Source organism: Dokdonella fugitiva (assembly GCF_014138265.1).
Classification (GTDB): domain Bacteria; phylum Pseudomonadota; class Gammaproteobacteria; order Xanthomonadales; family Rhodanobacteraceae; genus Dokdonella_A; species Dokdonella_A fugitiva_A.
In genome coordinates this window covers 95,893-116,108 of the sequence record NZ_JACGXL010000003.1, presented here as the reverse complement: position 1 = coordinate 116,108, position 20,216 = coordinate 95,893, and the positions used below count along the sequence as shown (strand labels likewise).

The 20,216-nt window shown below is 69.4% G+C and carries 16 protein-coding genes; 5 read left to right on the top strand and 11 right to left on the bottom strand.

Annotated elements, in window-relative coordinates; genetic code table 11:
* The first annotated feature begins 22 nt into the window (after positions 1-22).
* The 3 genes from mtnA to gyrA all read left to right on the top strand — a co-directional run bounded on the left by mtnA (position 23) and on the right by gyrA (position 4,365).
* Positions 23-1,051, top strand: a complete 1,029-nt coding sequence (gene mtnA, locus FHW12_RS10920) for an S-methyl-5-thioribose-1-phosphate isomerase (protein WP_182531068.1) — start codon at positions 23-25, stop codon at positions 1,049-1,051.
* A gap of 22 nt (positions 1,052-1,073) precedes the next feature.
* On the top strand, positions 1,074-1,514 hold the full coding sequence (locus FHW12_RS10915) for a GtrA family protein (protein ID WP_182531067.1): 441 nt from the start codon (positions 1,074-1,076) through the stop codon (positions 1,512-1,514).
* Positions 1,515-1,701: 187 nt separating this feature from the next.
* Positions 1,702-4,365 carry a DNA gyrase subunit A gene (gene gyrA / locus FHW12_RS10910; protein ID WP_182531066.1) on the top strand — a complete coding sequence of 888 codons (2,664 nt, stop codon included), beginning with the start codon at positions 1,702-1,704 and terminating at the stop codon, positions 4,363-4,365.
* Positions 4,366-4,467: 102 nt separating this feature from the next.
* Here the strand turns inward: gyrA and FHW12_RS10905 are convergent, their stop codons facing one another.
* Positions 4,468-4,947, bottom strand: a complete 480-nt coding sequence (locus FHW12_RS10905; protein WP_182531065.1) for a peroxiredoxin — start codon at positions 4,945-4,947, stop codon at positions 4,468-4,470.
* A 159-nt stretch (positions 4,948-5,106) separates the two neighbouring features.
* Here FHW12_RS10905 and FHW12_RS10900 point away from each other — a divergent pair, with 159 nt between their 5' ends.
* Both FHW12_RS10900 and FHW12_RS10895 read left to right on the top strand, forming a co-directional pair.
* A complete protein-coding gene (locus FHW12_RS10900; protein ID WP_182531064.1) occupies positions 5,107-5,538 on the top strand; it encodes an Hsp20/alpha crystallin family protein in 432 nt (143 codons plus the stop codon).
* A gap of 228 nt (positions 5,539-5,766) precedes the next feature.
* On the top strand, positions 5,767-6,639 hold the full coding sequence (locus tag FHW12_RS10895; protein ID WP_182531063.1) for a DnaJ C-terminal domain-containing protein: 873 nt from the start codon (positions 5,767-5,769) through the stop codon (positions 6,637-6,639).
* Positions 6,640-6,759: 120 nt separating this feature from the next.
* Here the strand turns inward: FHW12_RS10895 and pilH are convergent, their stop codons facing one another.
* The 10 genes from pilH to FHW12_RS10845 all read right to left on the bottom strand — a co-directional run bounded on the left by pilH (position 6,760) and on the right by FHW12_RS10845 (position 20,142).
* Entirely contained in the window at positions 6,760-7,128 is a 369-nt protein-coding gene (pilH, locus tag FHW12_RS10890) for a twitching motility response regulator PilH (RefSeq protein WP_131994591.1), read from the bottom strand.
* Positions 7,129-7,190: 62 nt separating this feature from the next.
* The gene (locus tag FHW12_RS10885) at positions 7,191-8,189 is read right to left on the bottom strand and encodes a YhdH/YhfP family quinone oxidoreductase (protein ID WP_182531062.1); all 999 of its coding nucleotides are present in this window, start codon (positions 8,187-8,189) and stop codon (positions 7,191-7,193) included.
* Positions 8,186-9,061 carry a class I SAM-dependent methyltransferase gene (locus tag FHW12_RS10880; protein ID WP_182531061.1) on the bottom strand — a complete coding sequence of 292 codons (876 nt, stop codon included), beginning with the start codon at positions 9,059-9,061 and terminating at the stop codon, positions 8,186-8,188. Before FHW12_RS10880 ends, FHW12_RS10885 begins: the two co-directional genes overlap by 4 nt.
* A 73-nt stretch (positions 9,062-9,134) precedes the next feature.
* Complete coding sequence (gene lpdA, locus FHW12_RS10875) at positions 9,135-10,559, bottom strand: dihydrolipoyl dehydrogenase (protein ID WP_182531060.1); 1,425 nt, start codon at positions 10,557-10,559, stop codon at positions 9,135-9,137.
* 138 nt (positions 10,560-10,697) lie between these two features.
* Positions 10,698-11,918 carry a 2-oxoglutarate dehydrogenase complex dihydrolipoyllysine-residue succinyltransferase gene (odhB, locus tag FHW12_RS10870; RefSeq protein WP_182531059.1) on the bottom strand — a complete coding sequence of 407 codons (1,221 nt, stop codon included), beginning with the start codon at positions 11,916-11,918 and terminating at the stop codon, positions 10,698-10,700.
* A 75-nt stretch (positions 11,919-11,993) separates the two neighbouring features.
* Positions 11,994-14,897 (bottom strand): 2-oxoglutarate dehydrogenase E1 component, encoded by a 2,904-nt coding sequence (locus tag FHW12_RS10865; RefSeq protein ID WP_182531058.1) that lies wholly within the window; start codon positions 14,895-14,897, stop codon positions 11,994-11,996.
* A gap of 152 nt (positions 14,898-15,049) precedes the next feature.
* The gene (locus FHW12_RS10860; RefSeq protein ID WP_182531057.1) at positions 15,050-16,018 is read right to left on the bottom strand and encodes a GNAT family N-acetyltransferase; all 969 of its coding nucleotides are present in this window, start codon (positions 16,016-16,018) and stop codon (positions 15,050-15,052) included.
* Positions 16,015-17,334, bottom strand: coding sequence for a cupin domain-containing protein (locus tag FHW12_RS10855; RefSeq protein WP_259393007.1), 1,320 nt, complete (start codon positions 17,332-17,334; stop codon positions 16,015-16,017). The genes FHW12_RS10860 and FHW12_RS10855 overlap by 4 nt, the downstream gene beginning before the upstream one ends.
* Before the next feature lie 115 nt (positions 17,335-17,449).
* The gene (gene purB / locus FHW12_RS10850) at positions 17,450-18,814 is read right to left on the bottom strand and encodes an adenylosuccinate lyase (protein WP_182531055.1); all 1,365 of its coding nucleotides are present in this window, start codon (positions 18,812-18,814) and stop codon (positions 17,450-17,452) included.
* A complete protein-coding gene (locus FHW12_RS10845; protein ID WP_182531054.1) occupies positions 18,811-20,142 on the bottom strand; it encodes a hemolysin family protein in 1,332 nt (443 codons plus the stop codon). Before FHW12_RS10845 ends, purB begins: the two co-directional genes overlap by 4 nt.
* Positions 20,143-20,216 lie beyond the last annotated feature (74 nt).

The window sequence follows — 20,216 nt, the reverse complement described above, 5'->3', positions numbered from 1 at the left end:
CGAAGCGCGCCGCCGCAGCCGCATGAATCCATCCGCTCCGCGTTCACACGACACGATCCGCGCCGTGCTCTGGCAAGGCGATCACCTGCACCTGCTCGACCAGCGGCTGTTGCCGCGCGAGGAGGCGTACGTCGACTGCCGCACGTCCGACGAGGTCGCACAGGCGATCCGCGACCTCGTCGTGCGCGGTGCGCCGGCGATCGGCATCGCCGCGGCCTGGGGCGTCGTGCTCGCGGCACGGCAGGATCGCGGCGGCCTCGACGCCGCGCTCGCGCGCCTGCGCGCGGCGCGGCCGACCGCGGTGAACCTCATGTGGGCACTCGACCGCATGCAGCGCGCGATCGCGCGCGACGCCGGCGCCGATGCGCTCGCCGGCGAAGCGCAGGCGATCCAGGACGAGGATCTCGCGGCGAACCGGCGCATGGGCGAACTCGGTGCGTCGCTGATCGCCCCGGGCAGCGGGGTGCTCACGCATTGCAACACGGGTTCGCTCGCGACCGCGGGCTACGGCACCGCGCTCGGCGTGATCCGCGCCGGCGTTTCGGCCGAGCGCATCGGGCAGGTGTTCGCCGGCGAGACCCGGCCGTGGCTGCAGGGTGCGCGCCTGACCGTGTGGGAACTGCTGCGCGACGCGATCCCGGCGACGCTCGTCGCCGATTCGGCCGCGGCGCACCTCATGAGCACGGGCCAGGTGCAGTGGGTCGTCGTCGGCGCCGACCGCATCGCCGCCAACGGCGACACCGCGAACAAGATCGGCACCTACCAGCTCGCGATCGCCGCGCGCCACCATGGCGTGAAGTTCATGGTCGTCGCGCCGTCGTCGACGGTGGACATGGCGACCGCGAGCGGCGACGACATCGAGATCGAGCTGCGATCGCCGGACGAACTGTTCGGCTACGCCGGCCAGCGCACCGTGGTCGAAGGCGCGCGCGCGTGGAACCCGGTGTTCGACGTGACGCCGGCCGCGCTCATCGACGCGATCGTGACCGAGCGTGGCGTCGTCGAGCACCCCGACGCCGCGCGCATGGCCGCCGTGTTCGGCGCCGCCTGATCGGTCGACGAAGGGGCGCGGGATGGCATTGCGTCGGCAGATCCTCCTGTTCGCGATCAGCGGCGTACTCGGCTTCGTCGTCGATGCGGGCATCGTGCAGTTCCTCGTGCGCGAACTCGGCATCAATCCGTACGGCGCGCGCGTCGTTTCGTTCCTCGCCGCGGCGACGACGACCTGGAGCTTCAACCGCACCTACACATTCGCCGGTCACGGCGGCGGCAGCCGTCGGCGCCAGCTCGTTCGCTATCTCGTCGCGATGGCGTTCGGTTTCGCGCTCAACTACGGCGCCTACGTCGCTTGCGTGCTGCTCTGGCCGCTGGTCCGGCAATGGCCTGCGATCGGCGTCGCGGCGGGTTCCGTGGCGGGTGCGATGGTCAACTTCCTGAGTTCGAAATACTGGATATTCCGGCCGCAACGGCCGGGCCCCGCCGGGAATCCCGCGGGTGACGCTAAGTCCCGTTGAAATCAGGGAAAAAACGCTGTTTCGGCAGCCTTCGTGTGGTATCATTTCACGTTGTTTTCGCGCTCGCGGAACGGCTTCGCCCGAACCCCTTCCGCCGCCGCGCCGGACGCCGTTCCCGGACCCCCGGACAGCAGCGGCCCGGGCGCGATGCGCACCCTCCCGAAATCGGACTTTTTGAGGTTCCCGGATGGCTGAGCTGGCCAAAGAAATCATTCGCGTCAACATCGAGGACGAAGTCAGGAAGAGCTACCTCGACTACGCGATGAGCGTGATCGTCGGCCGCGCGCTGCCCGACGTACGCGATGGCCTGAAGCCCGTGCACCGCCGCACGCTGTACGCGATGCACGAATCGAACACCTCGTGGAACCGCCCGTACGTGAAGTGCGCGCGCGTGGTCGGCGACGTCATGGGCAAGTACCACCCGCACGGCGACTCGTCGATCTACGACGCGCTCGTGCGCATGGCGCAGGATTTCTCGATGCGCTACACGCTCATCGACGGCCAGGGCAACTTCGGTTCGGTCGACGGCGACGAAGCGGCGGCGATGCGTTACACCGAGTGCCGCCTGGAGCGGCTCAGCTCGGAACTGCTCGCCGACATCGACAAGGAGACGATCGACTACCAGCCGAACTACGACGAGAAGGAACTCGAGCCGACGGTATTGCCGACGCGCATACCGAACCTGCTCATCAACGGCTCCGCCGGCATCGCGGTGGGCATGGCGACGAACGTGCCACCACATAACCTCTCCGAGGTGCTGTCGGCCTGCATCGCGCTCATCGACGATCCGGACCTCGGTTTCGACGACCTGCTGCGCCTCGTGCCGGGGCCGGACTTCCCGACCGCCGGCATCATCAACGGCTCCGCCGGCATCGTCGAGGCGTACAAGACCGGGCGTGGCCGCATCCTCGTGCGCGCGAAGGCCGAGATCGAGAGCGACGACAACGGCCGTGAGACGATCGTCGTCACCGAGATCCCGTTCCAGGTCAACAAGGCGCGCCTGATCGAGAAGATCGCCGAGCTCGTCAAGGAAAAGCGCATCGAGGGCATCTCCGAGCTGCGCGACGAGTCGGACAAGGACGGCCTGCGCGTCGTCATCGAAGTGCGCCGCGATACCTCCGCCGACGTGTTGCTGAACAACCTGTTCCAGCAGACCCAGTTGCAGGTCACGTTCGGCATCAACATGGTCGCGCTCGTCGACGGCCAGCCGCGCACGCTCGGCTTGCGCGAGATCCTCGACGCATTCATCCGCCATCGCCGCGAAGTCGTCACGCGGCGCACGATCTTCGACCTGCGCAAGGCGCGCGCGCGCGCGCACATCGTCGAAGGCCTGACCGTCGCACTCGCCAACATCGACGAGATGGTCGAGCTCATCAAGACCTCGCCGTCGCCGGACGAGGCGAAGCAGCGCATGCTCGTGCGCCATTGGGAGCCGGGCATGGTGCGCGCGCTGCTCGCCGCCGCGGGCGCCGACGCCTCGCGTCCGGAGGACCTCGATCCGGCGGCCGGCCTCAAGGCCGACGGCTACCAGTTGTCGGAGATCCAGGCGAAGGAAATCCTCGAGATGCGCCTGTCGCGCCTGACCGGGCTCGAGCAGGAGAAGCTCAGCGACGAGTACCAGGAACTGCTGCGGACGATCGGCAAGCTGATCGAGATCCTCGAGAACCCCGACGTCCTGCTGCGCATCATCCGCGGCGAGTTCGTCGAGCTGAAGGAGCAGTACGGCGACGCGCGCCGCACGCTGATCCAGGCGAGCCAGGAAGACCTCGACATCCTCGACCTGATCGAGCCGGAAGACGTCGTCGTCACGCTCTCGCACGCAGGCTACGCGAAGCGCCAGCCGGTGAGCCTCTATCGCGCGCAGCGTCGCGGCGGCAAGGGCCGCTCGGCGACGAACATGAAGGAAGAGGATTTCATCGAGCGCCTGTGGATCGCCAACACGCACGACACGCTGCTCGTGTTCACCAGCGCGGGCCGCGTGTTCTGGCTCAAGGTGTACAAGTTGCCGGACGCGGGTCCGAACGCGCGCGGCAAGCCGATCGTCAACCTGCTGCCGCTCGAAGCCGACGAGAAGGTGCAGGCGGTACAGGCGGTGCACGATTACGCCGAAGGACGCTACGCTTTCTTCGCGACGCGCAACGGCACGGTGAAGAAGACGCCGCTGCCAGAGTTCGAATTCCAGCTGCAGCGCGGCAAGATCGCGATCAACCTCGATGAAGGCGACGCGCTCGTCGACGTGCAGCTGACCGACGGCGCGCAGGACATCATGTTGTTCGCGTCGAACGGACGCACCGTGCGTTTCGCCGAGGACGAAGTGCGGCCGATGGGACGCACCGCCGGCGGCGTGCGCGGCATCCGCCTCGCCGACGGCGCGCAGGTCGTGTCGCTGCTCGTCGTCGAGCATGCAGCGGAACAGGTCGACGACGACGACGACGCGGGCGAGCCGATCGAAGGCGAGGCGCTCGTCGACGAGGTCGATTCGGCCGAAGCCTGCGTGCTGACCGCCACCGAGCGCGGCTACGGCAAGCGCACGCCGCTGTCGAAGTATCCGCGCAAGGGCCGCGGTATCCGCGGCGTCATCGGCATCCAGTGTTCCGAGCGCAACGGCAATCTCGTCGGCGCGGCGCTGCTCGACGACACGCACGAGGTCATGCTGATCTCGAACCAGGGCACGCTCGTGCGCACGCGCGCCGCGGAAATCGCCCGCGTCGGCCGCAATACGCAGGGCGTCACGCTGATCCGCCTGCCGGCCGACGAATCGCTCGTCGGCGTCGTCAAGGTCGACTCGTTCGGCGAGGGCGACGAGGACGATGCGGGTTCGGCCAACGACGGTGCGCCCGCGGAGTCCTGACGCAACCATTTTCCGTGGGGGCGGCGGAAGCCGCGATGCTCTTCAGCCTGCGAAGCATCGCGGCTTCCGTCGCGCCCACGGAGGACAAGCGCGGCCGAACGCTCAGCCCAGTGCAGCCAGCACCGCGTCCGCGCTCGAGACCTTGAACTCGCCGGGGGCTTCCACCGCGATGTGCCTGACGACGCCGTCTTCGGCGTACAGCGCGTAGCGTCGCCCGCGCATGCCCATGCCGTACTTCGTCGCGTCCATCTCCAGGCCGATCGCGCGCGTGAAATCGCCGTTGCCGTCGGCGAGCATGAGCATGCCGTCCGGCACGTCCTGCGCCTTCGCCCAGGCGCCCATCACGAAGGCGTCGTTGACCGCGATGCAGGCGACGTCGATGCCGCGCGCGTGGAAGTCGGCGTAGCGCTCGATGAAGCCGGGCAGGTGGCGCTCGGAACAGGTCGGCGTGAACGCGCCGGGGACGCAGAACAGCACGACCTTGCGGCCGCCGAAGATCTCGGCGGTGGTGATCGGCTGCACACCGTCCTTGAGGATGTTCAGGGTTGCCGCGGGAATGGGGTCGCCGACCTTGATCGTCATGGCTGGGGCTCTTCGTCGTGGGAGGTTCCGCGGCGGATGCCGCGACGCGTCGATGATACGTCCCGGCCGGTTGCACGGGCAGCTCTTGAAACCCCGGCGGGAAATCCTATCTATCCGCCATCGCGGCGCATCGAGCCGCCCTCATTTGCGGAGAGAGTCATGATCGTCACCCACTACAACCCCTGGTTCGTCCGCGGCAACGTGCACGCCAAGCAGGCGCTGGATCGCTTCTTCGGCGACAACGCGCCGGCGAGCGCGGAAGCGCACTGGACGCCGCGCGTCGACGTGCGCGAGGAAGCCGAGCGCTTCGTCATCCTCGCCGACCTGCCCGGCGTCGACCCCACGACGATCGAAGTGCAGATGGACAAGAACGTGCTGTCGCTGAAGGGCGAGCGCACCGCCGAGACATTGGCCGAGGACGCCAAGGCGACGCGCGTCGAGCGTGCGCACGGCCGCTTCGACCGCCGTTTCGTGCTGCCCGACAGTGCCGATGCTGATGGCATCAGCGCGAGCGGCAAGCACGGCGTGCTCGAGATCACGATCCCGAAGAAGGCGCAGTCGGCGCCGCGGCGCATCGCGATCAACGGCTGAACGCGACGGGCAGCTCGGCGCCCCAAGCGCGCGGCTTTGCTACGCTCGACCGTGCGGCGACGCCCGCGGTCTTCGATGATCGGCCCGCGGACGCGTCCGCGGGCCGTCTTGTTTTTCTGCGCGATCGGCCCGGGATCGCCGTTGGCGCGGTGATCCGCGCACGCCGACGATGTTCTCGTCGTCGGCGCGGATGCCCGGTACGCGCACGTTTCAGTGGCGGGGGAGCGGATGGAGTTCAAGGACTACTACGACACACTCGGCGTGAAAGCCGACGCGAGCGATGCCGAGATCAAGTCGGCGTATCGCAAGCTCGCGCGCAAGTACCACCCGGACGTCAGCAAGGAAGGCGGGGCCGAGGAGACGTTCAAGGCGGTCAACGAAGCCTACGAGGCGCTCAAGGATCCGCAGCGCCGGCGCGCCTACGACCAGCTGCGCGCGGGCGGCTACCGCGGCGGCGACGAGTTCCGCGGACCGCCGCCGAACTGGCAGCACGGTCCCGCGTTCGACGAGGGCGGCGCCGACTTCAGCGACTTCTTCGAATCGCTGTTCGGCGGACGCGCCGCGGGTGGACGCGCCTCGCCGCGGCGTGGCCGCGACGTGCATGCGCAGGTCGCCGTCGACCTGCGTACGGCGTACCACGGCGGGCGAGAACGCATCGGTCTGCGCGAACGCACGCTGGAGGTGAAGATTCCGGCCGGCATCCTGCCGGGCCAGCAGATCCGCCTCGCGGGGCAGGGCTCGTCGGGCGTGCACGGCGGGCCGCCGGGCGATCTCATCCTCGAGGTCGGATTGCGCGAGGACGATGCCTACGCGCTCGACGGCAACAACGTGCTCAGCACGCTCGCGTTGTCGCCATGGGAAGCCGCGCTCGGCGCGACGGTGACGGTGGCCACGCTCGGTGGCGACGTCGAGTTGCGCGTGCCCGCGGGTTCGGACAGCGGGCGAAAGATGCGCCTGCGCGGCCGCGGCTGGCCGGGAAAGGTCGTCGGCGACCAGATCGTCACGCTGGTCGTGCATGCGCCGAAGGTGGAGACCGACGAGCAGCGCGCGCTGTTCGAGCAGCTCGCGCGGGCATACCCGGCGTACGATCCCCGCGCCTGAGCGCGCTTTTTTGTGGGAGCGGCGGGAGCCGCGATGCTCTTGTTGTCGGAACGAAGAGCATCGCGGCTCCCGCCGCTCCCACAGACGTCGGCATTTGCGCCCTCGAACGGGCGCACGCGCTCAACCCGCCGGCAGGTATTCCTTGATGACCCGCGTGAGTTCGGCGTCGTCGATCGGCTTGGTCACGTAGGCCTTCGCGCCCTGACGCATGCCCCAGACGCGGTCCGTGTCCTGGTCCTTGGTCGTGACGAGGATGATCGGGATGTGGCTCGTCTTCGGATCCTTCGAGATCGTGCGCGTGGCCTGGAAACCGTTGAGGTTCGGCATCACGACGTCCATCAGGATCAGGTCGGGCAGCTCGCGCTTGGCGACTTCGACGCCCGCGGCGCCGTCCTCGGCGGTGATGACCTGATGGCCGAGCTTCTCGACGGTACGCTTCATACCAACGAGCTGCGACGGCGAATCGTCGACGATCAATACTCTGGACATGTTGCAGTTTCCCCTGTTGAAGGGTCCATTCTAGACGCCGGCGGGTCGCCGGCAAAGTCCGCTCAGGCGACCTTCACGACCGTCCGGCCGAGCGATCTCCCGGCCAGCATCGTATCGAAAACCGGGGGCAGCTCCGAGAGGGTGACCTCGCGGTTCGCGATGACGTCAAGATGCGCCGGTTTCCAGTCGCTCGCAAGGTGCTCCCAGACCTGCTCGCGGATCGGGCGCGCGGTGCCGGCCGAGGCGATGCCGAGCAGGCTGACGCCGCGGATGATGAACGGCATGACCGTGGTCGCGAGCTCGGCCGAGGCGGCGAGGCCGCAGCTCGCGATGTTGCCGTACGGGCGGATCACGCGGGTCAGCCCGGCCAGCATGTCGCCACCGACGTTGTCGATCGCGCCGGCCCAGCGCGCGGTCTCGAGCGGGCGCTGGCCCCAGTGCAGGCCTTCGCGCGCGATGCACTGCTTCGCACCGAGGCCGATCAGCCAGTCGAACTGCTCGACCTTGCCGGTGATCGCGTGCGCCTCGAAACCCGCGCGCGTGAGGATGTCGATCGCGAGCGAGCCGACGCCGCCGCTGGCGCCGGTGACGACGACCGGGCCCATGTCCGGCGCCTGGCCGTTGCGCACGAGCTGGAACAGCGACAGCGCCGCAGTGAATCCGGCGGTGCCGAGCGCCATCGATTCGCGCAGGGTCAGGCCCGCGGGCAGCGGGATCGCCCACTTCGACTCCAGCCGCGCGTATTCGGCGTAGCCGCCGTCGCGCGTCTCCGACAGGCCGCAGCCGGTGCAGAGCACGCCATCGCCTTCCTTGAACGCGGGATCGGTCGACGCGGCGACGTAGCCGGCGACGTCGATGCCGCCGTTGAGCGGGAACTGGCGCAGGATCTTGCCCTTGCCGGTGCCGGCGAGCGCGTCCTTGTAGTTGACCGACGACCACGCGACCTTGACCAGCACTTCGCCGGGCGAGAGGTCGTCCGCGCGCATCGTCTCGATGCCGGCGCGGTAGCCGGACTGGTCGTCGCGAATGCGGAACGCGCTGAAGGCTTGCGGTGTGCTCATGGGGTTCCTTGCGGTCGATCGGTGTGCAGGAGGACGATGCCCGACATCCGGCGATACGCATCGCGCGTGCGGCGCGGCTGCAGTCGCGCGAGCAATTGCCAGAACCACGCACCGCGCGCACTGCGCCCGAGGCGCAGCGACTCGTCCCAGCTCGAGCGGAATTCCTGTTCGCGCCAACCGTGCGGCGCGAAGAACGCGGTGCCTTCGGCGGGGCCGAAGCGGAATGCGGCGTCGGCATCGCGCAGGGTCGGCGACCAGCGCCGCTCGAGGAACTTCAGCAGCAGTGGCGAAGCGAGGTCGAACAGCCACCAGCGCGCGCGTGCGACGTCGTGCAGGTCGTGTGCAAGCGCGGCGACGTCGGTGGCATCGAGGTAGATCAGCAGCCCCTCGCTGATCGCGAGCACGGGACCGTGTTCCGCGGCGCGCGCGAACAGGTCGCGTCGCACCGTGGCATCGCGCAGGTCGGCCGGGGCGAATTCGAGCGCGCAACGCGGCGTTTCCGCGGCCATCTGCGTGCGGAAGTAGTCGACCATCGCCGGCATGTCGACGTGGATCCAGCGCAGCGTCGGCGGCAGGTCGAGTCGGTACGGCCGCGCGTCGAGGCCCGCGGCGAGGTTGAGCACGGTCGCGGCGCCTTCGCGCACGCGGCGCAGGACGATCTCGTCCATCACCGCCGTGCGCACGACCAGCGGCCAGCTCATCGAGCGTCCCTGCGGCAGCGCGTCGACGATCGCCTGGCCGCGTTCGCCGCCGAGGTGGCGCGCGTACGGATCACGGAACAGCGCGTCGGCGCGTTCGCTCTCCATCGCGCGATAGATCGCCACCCAGCGCGCGGTGTCGGACACGTCGCGGATCGGGTTCGACTCGACCATGGAAGGCCTCGGGGGGCGCGTCATGCGCATCGACGCGCGCACCACCGGCCGTCGCCGGCGGTGCGGACGGGGGTCAGTTGGCCTTGTGGATCGCGCGCTTGTCGACCGACATCGCGGCTTCGTGCACCGCTTCGGACAGGGTCGGGTGCGCGTGCACGATGCGCGCGAGGTCCTCGGCGGAGCCCTTGAACTCCATCGCGACGACGCACTCGGCGATCAGCTCGGACGCGTTCGCGCCGACGATGTGGCAGCCGAGGATGCGATCGGTTTCCGCGTGCGCGATCACCTTCACGAAGCCGGCCGGTTCGTTCATCGCGACCGCGCGGCCGACCGCCGCGAACGGGAAGCTGCCGGTCTTGTACGGGATGTTCTCGGCCTTGCACTGCGCTTCGGTCTTGCCGACCCAGGCGATTTCCGGCTCGGTGTAGATCACCCAGGGGATCGTGTCGAGGTTGACGTGGCCGGCCTTGCCCGCGATGAGCTCGGCGACCGCGATGCCTTCCTCGAAGCCCTTGTGCGCGAGCATCGGGCCGCGCACGCAGTCGCCGACCGCCCACACGCCGTCCACGCCGGCCCAACAGTGCTCGTCGACGACGACGCGGCCGCGCTCGTCGAGCTTGACGCCGGTGCCGTCGCCGAGCAGGCCGTCGGTGTACGCACGGCGGCCGACCGCGACGAGCAGCTTGTCGACGACGAGCTGCTTCTCGCCGTCCTTGCCCGCGTAGGTGAGGTGGACTTCCTTGCCCTTGACCTCGGCCTTCGACAGCTTCGCGCCGAGTTCGATCTTGAGGCCCTGTTTGGTGAACTCGCGCGCGGCGGTCTTGGCGACGTCGGCATCGGCGACGGCGAGGAAGTCCGGCAACGCCTCGATCACCGTGACGTCGCTGCCGAGGCGCTTCCACACGCTGCCGAGCTCGAGGCCGATCACGCCCGCGCCGATCACGCCGAGGCGCTTGGGCACGGCGTCGAACGCGAGCGCGCCCGCGTTGTCGACGATCGCCTTGCCGTCGAACTTCGCGAACGGCAGCTCGATCGGCGTCGAGCCCGTCGCGATGATGATGTTGGTGCCCGCGATCGTCTGCTTCGCGCCGTCCGGCGCGGTGATCTCGACCTGGCGGTCCTTGAGCAGCTTGCCCTTGCCGAGGAACGGCGTGATCTTGTTCTGCTTGAACAGCATCGCGACGCCGCCGGTGAACTGCTTCACGATCTTGTCCTTGCGGCCGATCATCGTCTTGATGTCGATCGCGGCGTCCTTGGTCGTGATGCCGTGCACGTCGAAGTGCTGGGTCAGGTTCCAGAACTGCTTGGACGAATCGAGCAGCGCCTTCGACGGGATGCAGCCGACGTTGAGGCAGGTGCCGCCGAGCGCGGCCTTGCCGTCGGCGCCGGTCCAGGCGTCGATGCAGGCGGTCTTGAGGCCGAGCTGCGCGGCGCGGATCGCGGCGTGGTAGCCGGCGGGGCCGCCGCCGATGACGATGACGTCGAATTGTTCGCTCATGTGCTTTCTCGCTTGTCCCCCTCTCCCGTGGGGAGAGGGCGCCGGAAGGGCGGGTGAGGGTACGGGTGGAGCGAGACGTTGCGGTATGGCCGAACCCTCACCCCAACCCCTCTCCCGGCGGGAGAGGGGTCACAGCATTCACATGCCGAGCAGCATGCGCTGCGGGTTCTCGAGCTGGTTCTTGATGTCGACGAGGAACAGCACCGCGTCCTTGCCGTCGATGATGCGGTGGTCGTAGCTGATCGCGACGTACATCATCGGCGCGGCGACGACCTGGCCGTTCTCGACGATCGCGCGCTCCTTGATCGTGTGCATGCCGAGGATCGCGCTCTGCGGCGGGTTGACGATCGGCGTCGAGAACAGCGAGCCGAACGTGCCGCCGTTGGTGATCGTGAACGTGCCGCCCTGCAGGTCGTCGAGCGTGAGGCCGCCTTCGCGCGCCTTCTTCGCGTAGCCGGCGATCGCCTTCTCGATCTCGGCGAAGCCCATGTTCTGCGCGTCGCGCAGCACCGGCGTGACGAGGCCCTTGTCGGTCGACACCGCGACCGAGATGTCCTGGTAGCCATGGTAGATGATGTCGCTGCCGTCGACCGAGCTGTTGATGATCGGATGGCGCTTGAGCGCTTCGCACGCGGCCTTGACGAAGAAGCTCATGAAGCCGAGCTTGATGCCGTTCGCCTTCTCGAACTGCTCGCCGAGCTCCTTGCGCATCGCGCTGACCTTGGCGAGGTTGATCTCGTTGAACGAGGTCAGCATCGCGATCGAGTTCTTCGACTGCATGAGGCGCTCGGCGATCTTCGAACGCATGCGCGTCATCGCCACGCGCTCTTCCGGACGCGCGCCCGGCGTCGGCTTGGCCGCCGGTGCCGCCGGGGCGGGCGTCGCCGCCGGCGAGCCGGTGCGCATGAAATTGACGAGGTCTTCCTTCGTCACGCGGCCGTCGCGGCCGCTGCCGGCGACCTGGGACGGATCGAGCTTGTTTTCGGTGGCAACGCGCTGGCCGGCCGGCGACAGGTCGCCCGACTTCGCCGGGGCGGATGCCGGAGCGGCGGCGGCTTTCGACGCCTCCGTCTTGGCCGGTTCCGCGGCCTTGGCCGCCGGCGCTGCGGCGGCAGCCGCCGCGCCTTCCTCGAGGATCGCGAGCACCTGCTGGCTGGTCACCGTCGCACCGCTGTCGAACCTGATCTCCTTCAGCACGCCGTCCGCCGGTGCCGGCACTTCGAGCACGACCTTGTCGGTCTCGAGGTCGACGAGGTTCTCGTCGCGCTTGACCGCGTCGCCGGGCTTCTTGTGCCAGGTCGCGATCGTCGCGTCGGAGACGGACTCGGGCAGGACGGGGACTTTGACTTCGATGGCCATGATTGGATTGTCCTTGGAAATTTTCTCGAGCCCCTCCCGCCGGGATCCGGGAGGGAGAAGGCACAAGCAGCGATATTACTCCGCGACGCTATCGGTACCGGTCGGCGCGACCAGGGCCTGCTCGAGCAGCGCCGCCTGTTCGGCGACGTGCGTCGACAGGTGGCCCGCGGCCGGCGCGGGCGAGCGCGCACGACCCGCGTACAGCAGGTTCTGCTTCGGTCCGACGACCTTCTGCAGGTGGTGCTGGATCTGGTACCACGCGCCCTGGTTCATCGGCTCTTCCTGACACCACACCACGTCCTGCGCGGCCGGGTACTTGGCGAGCTCCGCGGCGACTTCGATGCGCGGGAACGGGTAGAGCTGCTCGACGCGCACGATCGCGACGTCGTCGATCGTGCGCTTGGCCGCATCCTCGACGAGGTCGTAGTAGACCTTGCCCGAACACAACACGACGCGGCGCACCTTCGCGCCCTTCTTCGCGGTCGTGTCGCCGATCGCGAGCTGGAAACCGCCGTTGGCGAGTTCGTCGAGCGAGGACACCGCGAGCTTGTGGCGCAGCAGCGACTTCGGCGTCATCACGATCAGCGGCTTGCGGCAGTCGCGCAGCATCTGGCGGCGCAGCAGGTGGAACATCTGCGCCGGCGTGGTCGGCACGCACACCTGCATGTTGTCGAGCGCGCACAGCTGCAGGTAGCGCTCGAGGCGCGCGGACGAATGCTCCGGGCCCTGGCCTTCGTAGCCGTGCGGCAGCAGCAGCACGAGCGCGGACAGGCGATCCCACTTCGCTTCGCCGGACGAGATGAACTGGTCGATCACGACCTGCGCGCCGTTGGCGAAGTCGCCGAACTGCGCTTCCCACAGCGCGAGCGTGTTCGGTTGCGCGGTCGAGTAGCCGTATTCGTACGCCATCACCGCTTCCTCGCTGAGCAGCGAGTCGATGATCGTGACGTCGGCACCGTCGCGCACGCGCGTGAGCGGCACGTATTCGCCGCCGCTGCCTTGGTCGTGCAGCACCGCGTGGCGGTGGAAGAACGTGCCGCGGCCGGAATCCTGGCCGACCAGGCGCAGGTCGCAGCCGTCGGCGACGAGCGAGGCATAGGCGAGGTTCTCGGCGAAGCCCCAGTCCATCGGCTGGTCGCCGGCGGCCATCTTCACGCGATCCTCGTAGATCTTCGCGACGCGCGGCTGCAGGGTCAGGCCCTGCGGCAGGGTCAGGATCGTGCGGTTGAGCGCGGCGAGCGCGTCCTTCGCGACGCCGGTCTTGACCACCTGCGAGAGCTTGGCGCCGACGTGCGGGCGCCAGTCCACCGCGAACTCGTCCTTGAACGCGGGATCGAGCTCGGCGATCGGCGTGCCGGCCTCGAGCCGCGCGCGGTAGGCGTCGACGAGCTGCTGCGCGTCGCCGTCGGCGATCACGCCGTCGCCGACGAGCTTCTGCGCGTACAGCTCGCGCGCGGTCTTGCGCGCGCGGATGATCTGGTACATGAGCGGCTGCGTCGCGGCCGGCTCGTCCGCCTCGTTGTGACCGTGGCGGCGGTAGCAGACGAGGTCGATGACGACGTCGCGCTTGAACTTCTGGCGATAGTCGAACGCGAGGCGCGCGACGAACAGCACGGCCTCCGGGTCGTCGCCGTTGACGTGGAACACTGGCGCGTTGACCATCTTCGCGACGTCGGTGCAGTACAGCGTCGAGCGCGCGTCGTGCGGATTGGACGTGGTGAAGCCGACCTGGTTGTTGACCACGACGTGGATCGAGCCGCCGACGGCGAAGCCGCGCGCCTGCGACATGTTGAGCAGCTCCATGTTGACGCCCTGGCCCGCGAAGGCGGCGTCGCCATGGATGAGCACGGGCACGACATGCTCGCGTGCAGCGTCGCGGCGGTGCGTCTGGCGCGCACGCACCGAGCCGCACACGACCGGGTTGACGATCTCCAGGTGCGACGGGTTGAACGCGAGCGCGAGGTGCACGGTGCGGCCGGGCGTCTTCACGTCGGCGCTGAAGCCCATGTGGTACTTCACGTCGCCGGAGTGGGCCGGATCGTCCGGATGGTCGAACTTGCCGTCGAACTCGGCGAACAGCTTCTGCGGCGACTTGCCGAGCACGTTGACGAGCACGTTGAGGCGGCCGCGATGGGCCATGCCGATGACCATGTCCTTCATGCCGTCGGCGCCGCCGCGGCGGATCAGCTCGTCGAGCAGCGGGATCAAGCTGTCGCCGCCTTCGAGCGAGAAGCGCTTCTGGCCGACGTACTTGGTGTGCAGGTAGCGCTCCAGGCCGTCGGCCTGGACGAGCTTTTCGAGCAGGCGCTTCTTGTCGTCCGCGCTGAGGCCGTAGTTGCCCGACGCGCGCTCGAGCTGCTCGTGCACCCACTGGCGCTGCTCGACGTCGGAAATGTGCATGAACTCGGTGCCGATGCTGCCGGCGTAGGTCGCCTTCAGGCGCGCGACGAGGTCGCGCAGCTTGAGGCGCTGCGGGCCGGCGAGCGAGCCGGTGCTGAATTCGCTGTCGAGGTCGGCGGCGCCGAGGCCGTGGAAGGCCGGTTCGAGGTCGGGCGCCGACGGGCGCGGCAGCAGGCCGATCGCCTCGAGGTCGGCGTCGGGGAACGCGTGTTCCATGTCGAGCGGGTCGAGCTGCGCGGCGAGATGGCCGCGCGAACGGTAGGCGGTCACGAGCTTGAGCACGCCGGCCTGCTTCTGCGACGGCGCGTCGCCACCGGCGACCGCCGCCAGCGGCGCCGCGGCGCGCGGGCCGAGCTTCTGCGCGGCCTCGATGCGGGCGATCGCGGCCGAGTGCGGCACGTCGCCGGCCTCGCGGCCCTTGAGCGAGGCGAAATAGGCCTGCCAGCTCGTGCCGACACTCGCAGGATCGGCCAGCCATGACTCGTACAGGTCTTCGACGAACGCGGCATTGCCGCCGGAAATCGGCGAAGTCGCCTGGAATTGCTGGAGTAGGCTGGGCTGGGAAGGATTTGCGCTCACGCTGCCACCATGCAGACGAAAAAGCGCGCGGTTGCGCGCCTCGGGGTGTGCTCGCCGCGGCCGTCGTTCGGCCGCCCGACACAACGTCGGAAGTATAGCCCGTTCAGGCGGGTTTGTTGCAGGTGCACAAGCGATCAGGTGGGGCTTTGCGCTCAGATCGCAAGCACGCGCAGGTCCTCGCTCGGGGCCGAGCGCTCCCAGATCTGGTCGAACAGCGCGGTGAGCTGCGCGTGGCGACCCGGCGCGTAGGTCGAGCCTTCGCCGTCGAGCCGGTTGCCGAGCGGCCGGAACAGGTAGCCGCGGCGGTCGTTGAGCAGGAACGCGGCCGGATACTGCAGGTCCTGTTCCTCGACCGGGGTGCGGATCGCGATCGCGCTCGACAGGCGCTGCGCGAGCGTGACCAGGCGGTGGCCGTCGGCGACCGCCTTGCGCGGATCGTGCACGATGACGCGGATCCGCGCGTGCCGGCCGGACAGCGCGACGCGCTTGATCGCGTCGAGCGACGCGGCGACGTCGAACAGCGCCGCGTCGAGGTCGCGCGTGTAGATCGCCAGTTCGTACTTCGCGTCCGCGAGCAGCTCGCCGATCGCGGCGAGCGCCTGCTCGCGGTCCTCGACCACGAGCGTGCGCGCCTCGGGTATCGGCGCGAGCGGGGCCTGCTCGCGCGCGGCGACCGGTTCGAGCTGGATGCGCATCGTCTGGTGCGGGATGCCGCACTCGACGAACGGCTCGCCTTCGGTGCGGAAACCGAGCGCGGCGTAGAACGGGATCGCGTGCGCCTGGCTGTGCAGCTCGACCGCCGGATAGCCGAGCGCGCGCGCCTGCTCGAGCAGCACACGCATGATCGCCTGGCCGACGCCGCGGCCGCGCCAGTCGGCGAGCACGGCGACGCGGCCGATCGCGCGCGCGGTCGTGAGCCGGCCGGTGCCGATCGCGCGGCCGTCGCCGTCGCGCGCGACGACGTGGCGCGAGGTCGGGTCCTGCTCGTCGATCTCGTCCTCTCGCGGCACCGCCTGTTCGACCACGAACACCTGCTCGCGCACGCTGCGCAGGTCGTCGAAGTCGGCGTCCCAGGACGCGGGCTCGACGCGGAAATCGTCGCGGATCGTCGGCGGGGTCATCGGCGTGCTCCAGTCCGGCGTGCAGGCACCAGCGCGAAATGCCCGGCATCGACGAGCGTGCGCAGCAACGCGAGGTCGCGCGCGGCCATGCCCGCGAGCGTCGGGGCGTGGTCGCCGCCGAGCGCACGCGCGAGCGCGAGCGAACACGCATGCGCCTCGCCGGCGACGAACAACTGCGCGCCGCGCCCTTCGCGCATCCAGGCGCAGCGCGACCATGGGTTGCGTTGCACCGTCGCGCCGCCGGCGATCGCACGTGCGAACGTGGCGTCGCCGAGACGCCGCGGTGGCGGTGCGGCGAGCTGCGCGCTGCGGTAGCGCGTGATGAAGCGGCCGAACCACGTACGAAGCGACGACGCGGAAACGCTTCCCGAACAGCCGTCGATCTCTCGTTCGCGGTTTCCCGTCGCAGCCTCCGCCCCGGAAATGCGCTCGCGCGCCGACGCCTGCGCCGCGCCGGCGACAACGCCTTCGTCGATGCGCAACCACGGCATCGCCCTCGTCACCCGCGCGATCGCCGCATCGTCGATCTCGCCATCGCCGCGCGCGGGCGCGAGGTCGGCGTCGGTGTAGCGCGCTTCCTCGGGCAGCGTCTCGATCAGGTGGTCGACGAAATCGCCGAGGAGGTCGGCCTGCGACGGCGCGCGCATGCCGATCGAATAGGTCATGCAGGCGCCGAGCGCGACGCCGTGGTGCGGCACGCCGGGCGGCAGGTAGAGCATGTCGCCGGGCTCGAGCACCCACTCGTGGGTCGGCGTGAATCCGGCCAGGAGCTTGAGTTCGACGTCGCTGCGGAACGCGCGCGGCGCCGCCGGATCCGTGCTGATCTGCCAGCGCCGGCGGCCGAGCCCCTGCAGCAGGAACACGTCGTACTGGTCGACGTGCGCGCCGACCGAGCCGCCGTCCTCGGCGTAGCTGATCATCACGTCGTCGATGCGCCAGCTCGGCAGGAATGCGAATGCATCGAGCAGCGCGGCGACGTCGGCGTCCCACTTGTCGACATCCTGCACGAGCAGGGTCCAGTGCGTCTTCGGCAGCGTCGCGAAATCGTTCTCGACGAACGGGCCGGTGCGCAGCGTCCACGCCGGTTCGCGCCCGGCGGCCGGTTTTCCGCGTCCGGGCGGTCGTTCGATCACGATGCGCGACAGCGCGAGCTCCTCGCAGGCGAGCCCGGCGAGATCGTCCGGCGCGACCGGACTGGCGAAGCCGGGAAACGCGGCGCGAACGAGCAGCGGCCGCTTCTGCCAGTAGTCGCGCAGGAACGTCGCCGCGGGCATGCCGAGCGGCTGGTTCGCGCGGGCCTCGAGTTCGATCTTCATGGCGTCGTCGCTCCGCATTCCTTCGCGACGCGCGCGTCGAGGCGCAGCCATTGGTCGCTCGCGGCGTCGGTGCGAGCGAACGAGGCGGCGCGGAGCAGCGCGTCGATCATCGGAATCAGATTCCGCGGGCGAGCCCGGGCGCGAGCCCGACGTAGCCGCCGGGCACGAGCGCGAGCAGGCGCTGCTTCGCGTCGGCCGGCAGCTCGAGGCTGGCGACGAACCCGAGCAGCGCATCGCGCGTGATGCCCTGGCCGCGCGTGAGCGCCTTGAGCTGCTCGTACGGTTCGGGCAGGCCGTAGCGGCGCATCACGGTCTGCACCGCCTCGGCGAGCACTTCCCAGCTCGCGTCGAGGTCGGCGGCGAGGCGATCGGGTGCCGCGTTGAGCTTGCCGAGGCCGCGCTGCAGCGCGTCGAGCGCGATCTGCGTGTGGCCGAACGCGGTGCCGAGTGCGCGCAGCACGGTCGAGTCGGTGAGGTCGCGCTGCCAGCGGCTGATCGGCAGCTTCGCGCTGAAATGTTCGAACAGCGCGTTGGCGAGGCCGAAGTTGCCCTCGGCGTTCTCGAAGTCGATCGGGTTGACCTTGTGCGGCATCGTCGATGAACCGACTTCGCCGGCCTTGAGCTGCTGGCGGAAATACCCGAGCGAGATGTAGCCCCAGACGTCGCGCGCGAAGTCGACGAGGATCGTGTTCGCGCGGCGCACTGCGTCGCCGATCTCGGCGACGCAGTCGTGCGGTTCGATCTGCGTCGTGTACGGGTTGAACACGAGGCCGAGCGATTCGACGAAGCGGCGCGCGAACACGGGCCAGTCGACCTCGGGGTAGGCGACCACGTGCGCGTTGTAGTTGCCGACCGCGCCGTTGATCTTGCCGGTCAGCTCGACCGCGGCGATCTGCCGGCGCTGGCGCTCGAGGCGCGCGAGCACGTTGGCGATCTCCTTGCCGAGCGTGGTCGGCGACGCGGTCTGGCCGTGCGTGCGCGACAGCATCGGCAGCGCGGCGTGCTCGTGAGCGAGCGCGCGCAGCTTCGCGGCGACCGCGTCGAACGCGGGCAGCAGCACGCCGTCGCGCGCATCGCGCAGCATGAGCGCGTAGGCGAGGTTGTTGATGTCCTCGCTGGTGCAGGCGAAGTGGATGAACTCCTTCGCCGCGGCGAGCTCGGCGTGGCCGGCGACCTTCTCCTTGATGAAGTACTCGACCGCCTTGACGTCGTGGTTGGTCGTGCGCTCGATCTCCTTGATGCGCTCGCCGTCGGCTTCCGAGAACGCGTCGCCGATCGCCAGCAGCGCGGCGCGCGCCGCCGTCGACAGCGGCGGAACCTCGGCGATCTTCGGCTCGTCGGCGAGCGCGAGCAGCCAGCGCAGCTCGACCTGCACGCGCCGGTGCATGAGGCCGTACTCGCTGAAGATCGGTCGCAGCGCGGCGGTCTTGCCGGCGTAGCGGCCGTCCAGCGGCGACAGGGCGGTGAGGGTCGAGCTCATTGCGGTTCCTTGCGGTCGTTCGTGTCGGGAAGCCGGGGCTGCACGAGGATCGTCTTCGCGCGGGCACCCTGCATCGTGCGCACGGTGAGGTCGAAGCCGTCGAAGGCGAGCGTCTCGCCTTCCTGCGGCAGGCGTTCGAGGCGGTGGATGATAAGGCCGCCGACTGAGTTCACGTCGGCGGGTGCGTCGATGTCGCGCTCGAGCAGGCGCTCGAGGCGGTAGATCGGCGTGCCGCCGGAGATCGTGAATTCGGCGCCCTTCGGCCGCGGCGCGAGGCCGCCGCCGCTGCGCGCGTGCTCGTCCTCGATGTCGCCGACGAGCACCTCGAGGATGTCTTCGAGAGTGAAGAATCCGGCCACGCGGCCGGATTCCTCGACGCCGAGCGCGAGGTGGGTGTCGCCGGTGCGGAAGCGCTTGAGCACGTCGAGCACCGGCGCGTGCAGCGGCAGCAGGATCGGCGGCCGCAGCAGGCCGACCATGTCGGCGGCGTCGCCGTGCTCGGCCATCGCGCGCAGCAGGTCCTTCATGTGCAGCACGCCGCGCACGCGGTCGCCGTCCGCTTCGAACCACGGGTAGCGGCTGTAGCGGCTGCGGCGGAACTCGGCGAGCACCGCGTCGCGATCCATGCCGTCGCGGAACGACGCGAGCTGGTCGCGCGTGCGCAGCACGTCGCCGACGACGAGCTCGGGCAGGTCGAGCGCGTGCTGCATCATCGAGTATTCCTCGCCGGCGCGGCTGGCGTGCTTGGCGTGCACGATCAGGCGCAGTTCCTCGCGCGAGTAGTGGTGCTCGTCGCCGCCGTGGCCGGCGGCGCCGAGGCCGAACAGGGCGAGCATGCGGTTCGCGCTCGCGTTGAGCAGGCGGATCGCCGGGTACATGAGCCAGTAGAACGCGTACAGCGGCGCCGCGGTGAACAGCGAATAGCGCTCCGGCCGACGGATCGCCAGCGACTTCGGCGCGAGTTCGCCGAGCACGATGTGCAGGTAGGAGATCAGCGTGAAGGCGATCACCAGGGCGACGACCTGGGTCGTCTCCGGGCCGATGCCGATGCGCACGAACAGCGGTTCGAGCAGGCGCGCGAAGGCCGGCTCGCCGATCCAGCCGAGGCCGAGCGAGGCGAGCGTGATGCCGAGCTGGCAGGCGGACAGATAGGCGTCCAGATGGCCGTGCACGTCGGCGAGCAGGCGGCCGCGCCAGCCGTGGCCGTCGGCGAGGGTCGCCGCCTGGGTCTGGCGCAGCTTGACGAGCGCGAATTCGGCGGCGACGAAGAAGCCGTTGAGCAGCACCAGCAGCAGCGCCGCGCCGACGTAGAGCAGGTTCTGCAGCATGTGCCGGTCGGAAGGGACGGCCGGCGATTGTAGCATCCGGTCCCGCGCCGGCCGATCCGACCATCGTCGCCGTG

Bases quoted from the DNA above. Each gene is read 5' to 3' on its own strand.
- gyrA (WP_182531066.1), top strand. From the start codon at position 1,702: ATGGCTGAGCTGGCCAAAGAAATCATTCGCGTCAACATCGAGGACGAA.
- FHW12_RS10885 (WP_182531062.1), bottom strand. From the start codon at position 8,189: ATGAGCACACCGCAAGCCTTCAGCGCGTTCCGCATTCGCGACGACCAG.
- FHW12_RS10895 (WP_182531063.1), top strand. From the start codon at position 5,767: ATGGAGTTCAAGGACTACTACGACACACTCGGCGTGAAAGCCGACGCG.
- pilH (WP_131994591.1), bottom strand. From the start codon at position 7,128: ATGTCCAGAGTATTGATCGTCGACGATTCGCCGTCGCAGCTCGTTGGT.
- FHW12_RS10905 (WP_182531065.1), bottom strand. From the start codon at position 4,947: ATGACGATCAAGGTCGGCGACCCCATTCCCGCGGCAACCCTGAACATC.
- FHW12_RS10860 (WP_182531057.1), bottom strand. From the start codon at position 16,018: ATGACCCCGCCGACGATCCGCGACGATTTCCGCGTCGAGCCCGCGTCC.
- FHW12_RS10880 (WP_182531061.1), bottom strand. From the start codon at position 9,061: ATGGTCGAGTCGAACCCGATCCGCGACGTGTCCGACACCGCGCGCTGG.
- FHW12_RS10915 (WP_182531067.1), top strand. From the start codon at position 1,074: ATGGCATTGCGTCGGCAGATCCTCCTGTTCGCGATCAGCGGCGTACTC.
- lpdA (WP_182531060.1), bottom strand. From the start codon at position 10,559: ATGAGCGAACAATTCGACGTCATCGTCATCGGCGGCGGCCCCGCCGGC.
- FHW12_RS10900 (WP_182531064.1), top strand. From the start codon at position 5,107: ATGATCGTCACCCACTACAACCCCTGGTTCGTCCGCGGCAACGTGCAC.
- FHW12_RS10855 (WP_259393007.1), bottom strand. From the start codon at position 17,334: ATGAAGATCGAACTCGAGGCCCGCGCGAACCAGCCGCTCGGCATGCCC.
- mtnA (WP_182531068.1), top strand. From the start codon at position 23: ATGAATCCATCCGCTCCGCGTTCACACGACACGATCCGCGCCGTGCTC.
- FHW12_RS10845 (WP_182531054.1), bottom strand. From the start codon at position 20,142: ATGCTGCAGAACCTGCTCTACGTCGGCGCGGCGCTGCTGCTGGTGCTG.
- purB (WP_182531055.1), bottom strand. From the start codon at position 18,814: ATGAGCTCGACCCTCACCGCCCTGTCGCCGCTGGACGGCCGCTACGCC.
- odhB (WP_182531059.1), bottom strand. From the start codon at position 11,918: ATGGCCATCGAAGTCAAAGTCCCCGTCCTGCCCGAGTCCGTCTCCGAC.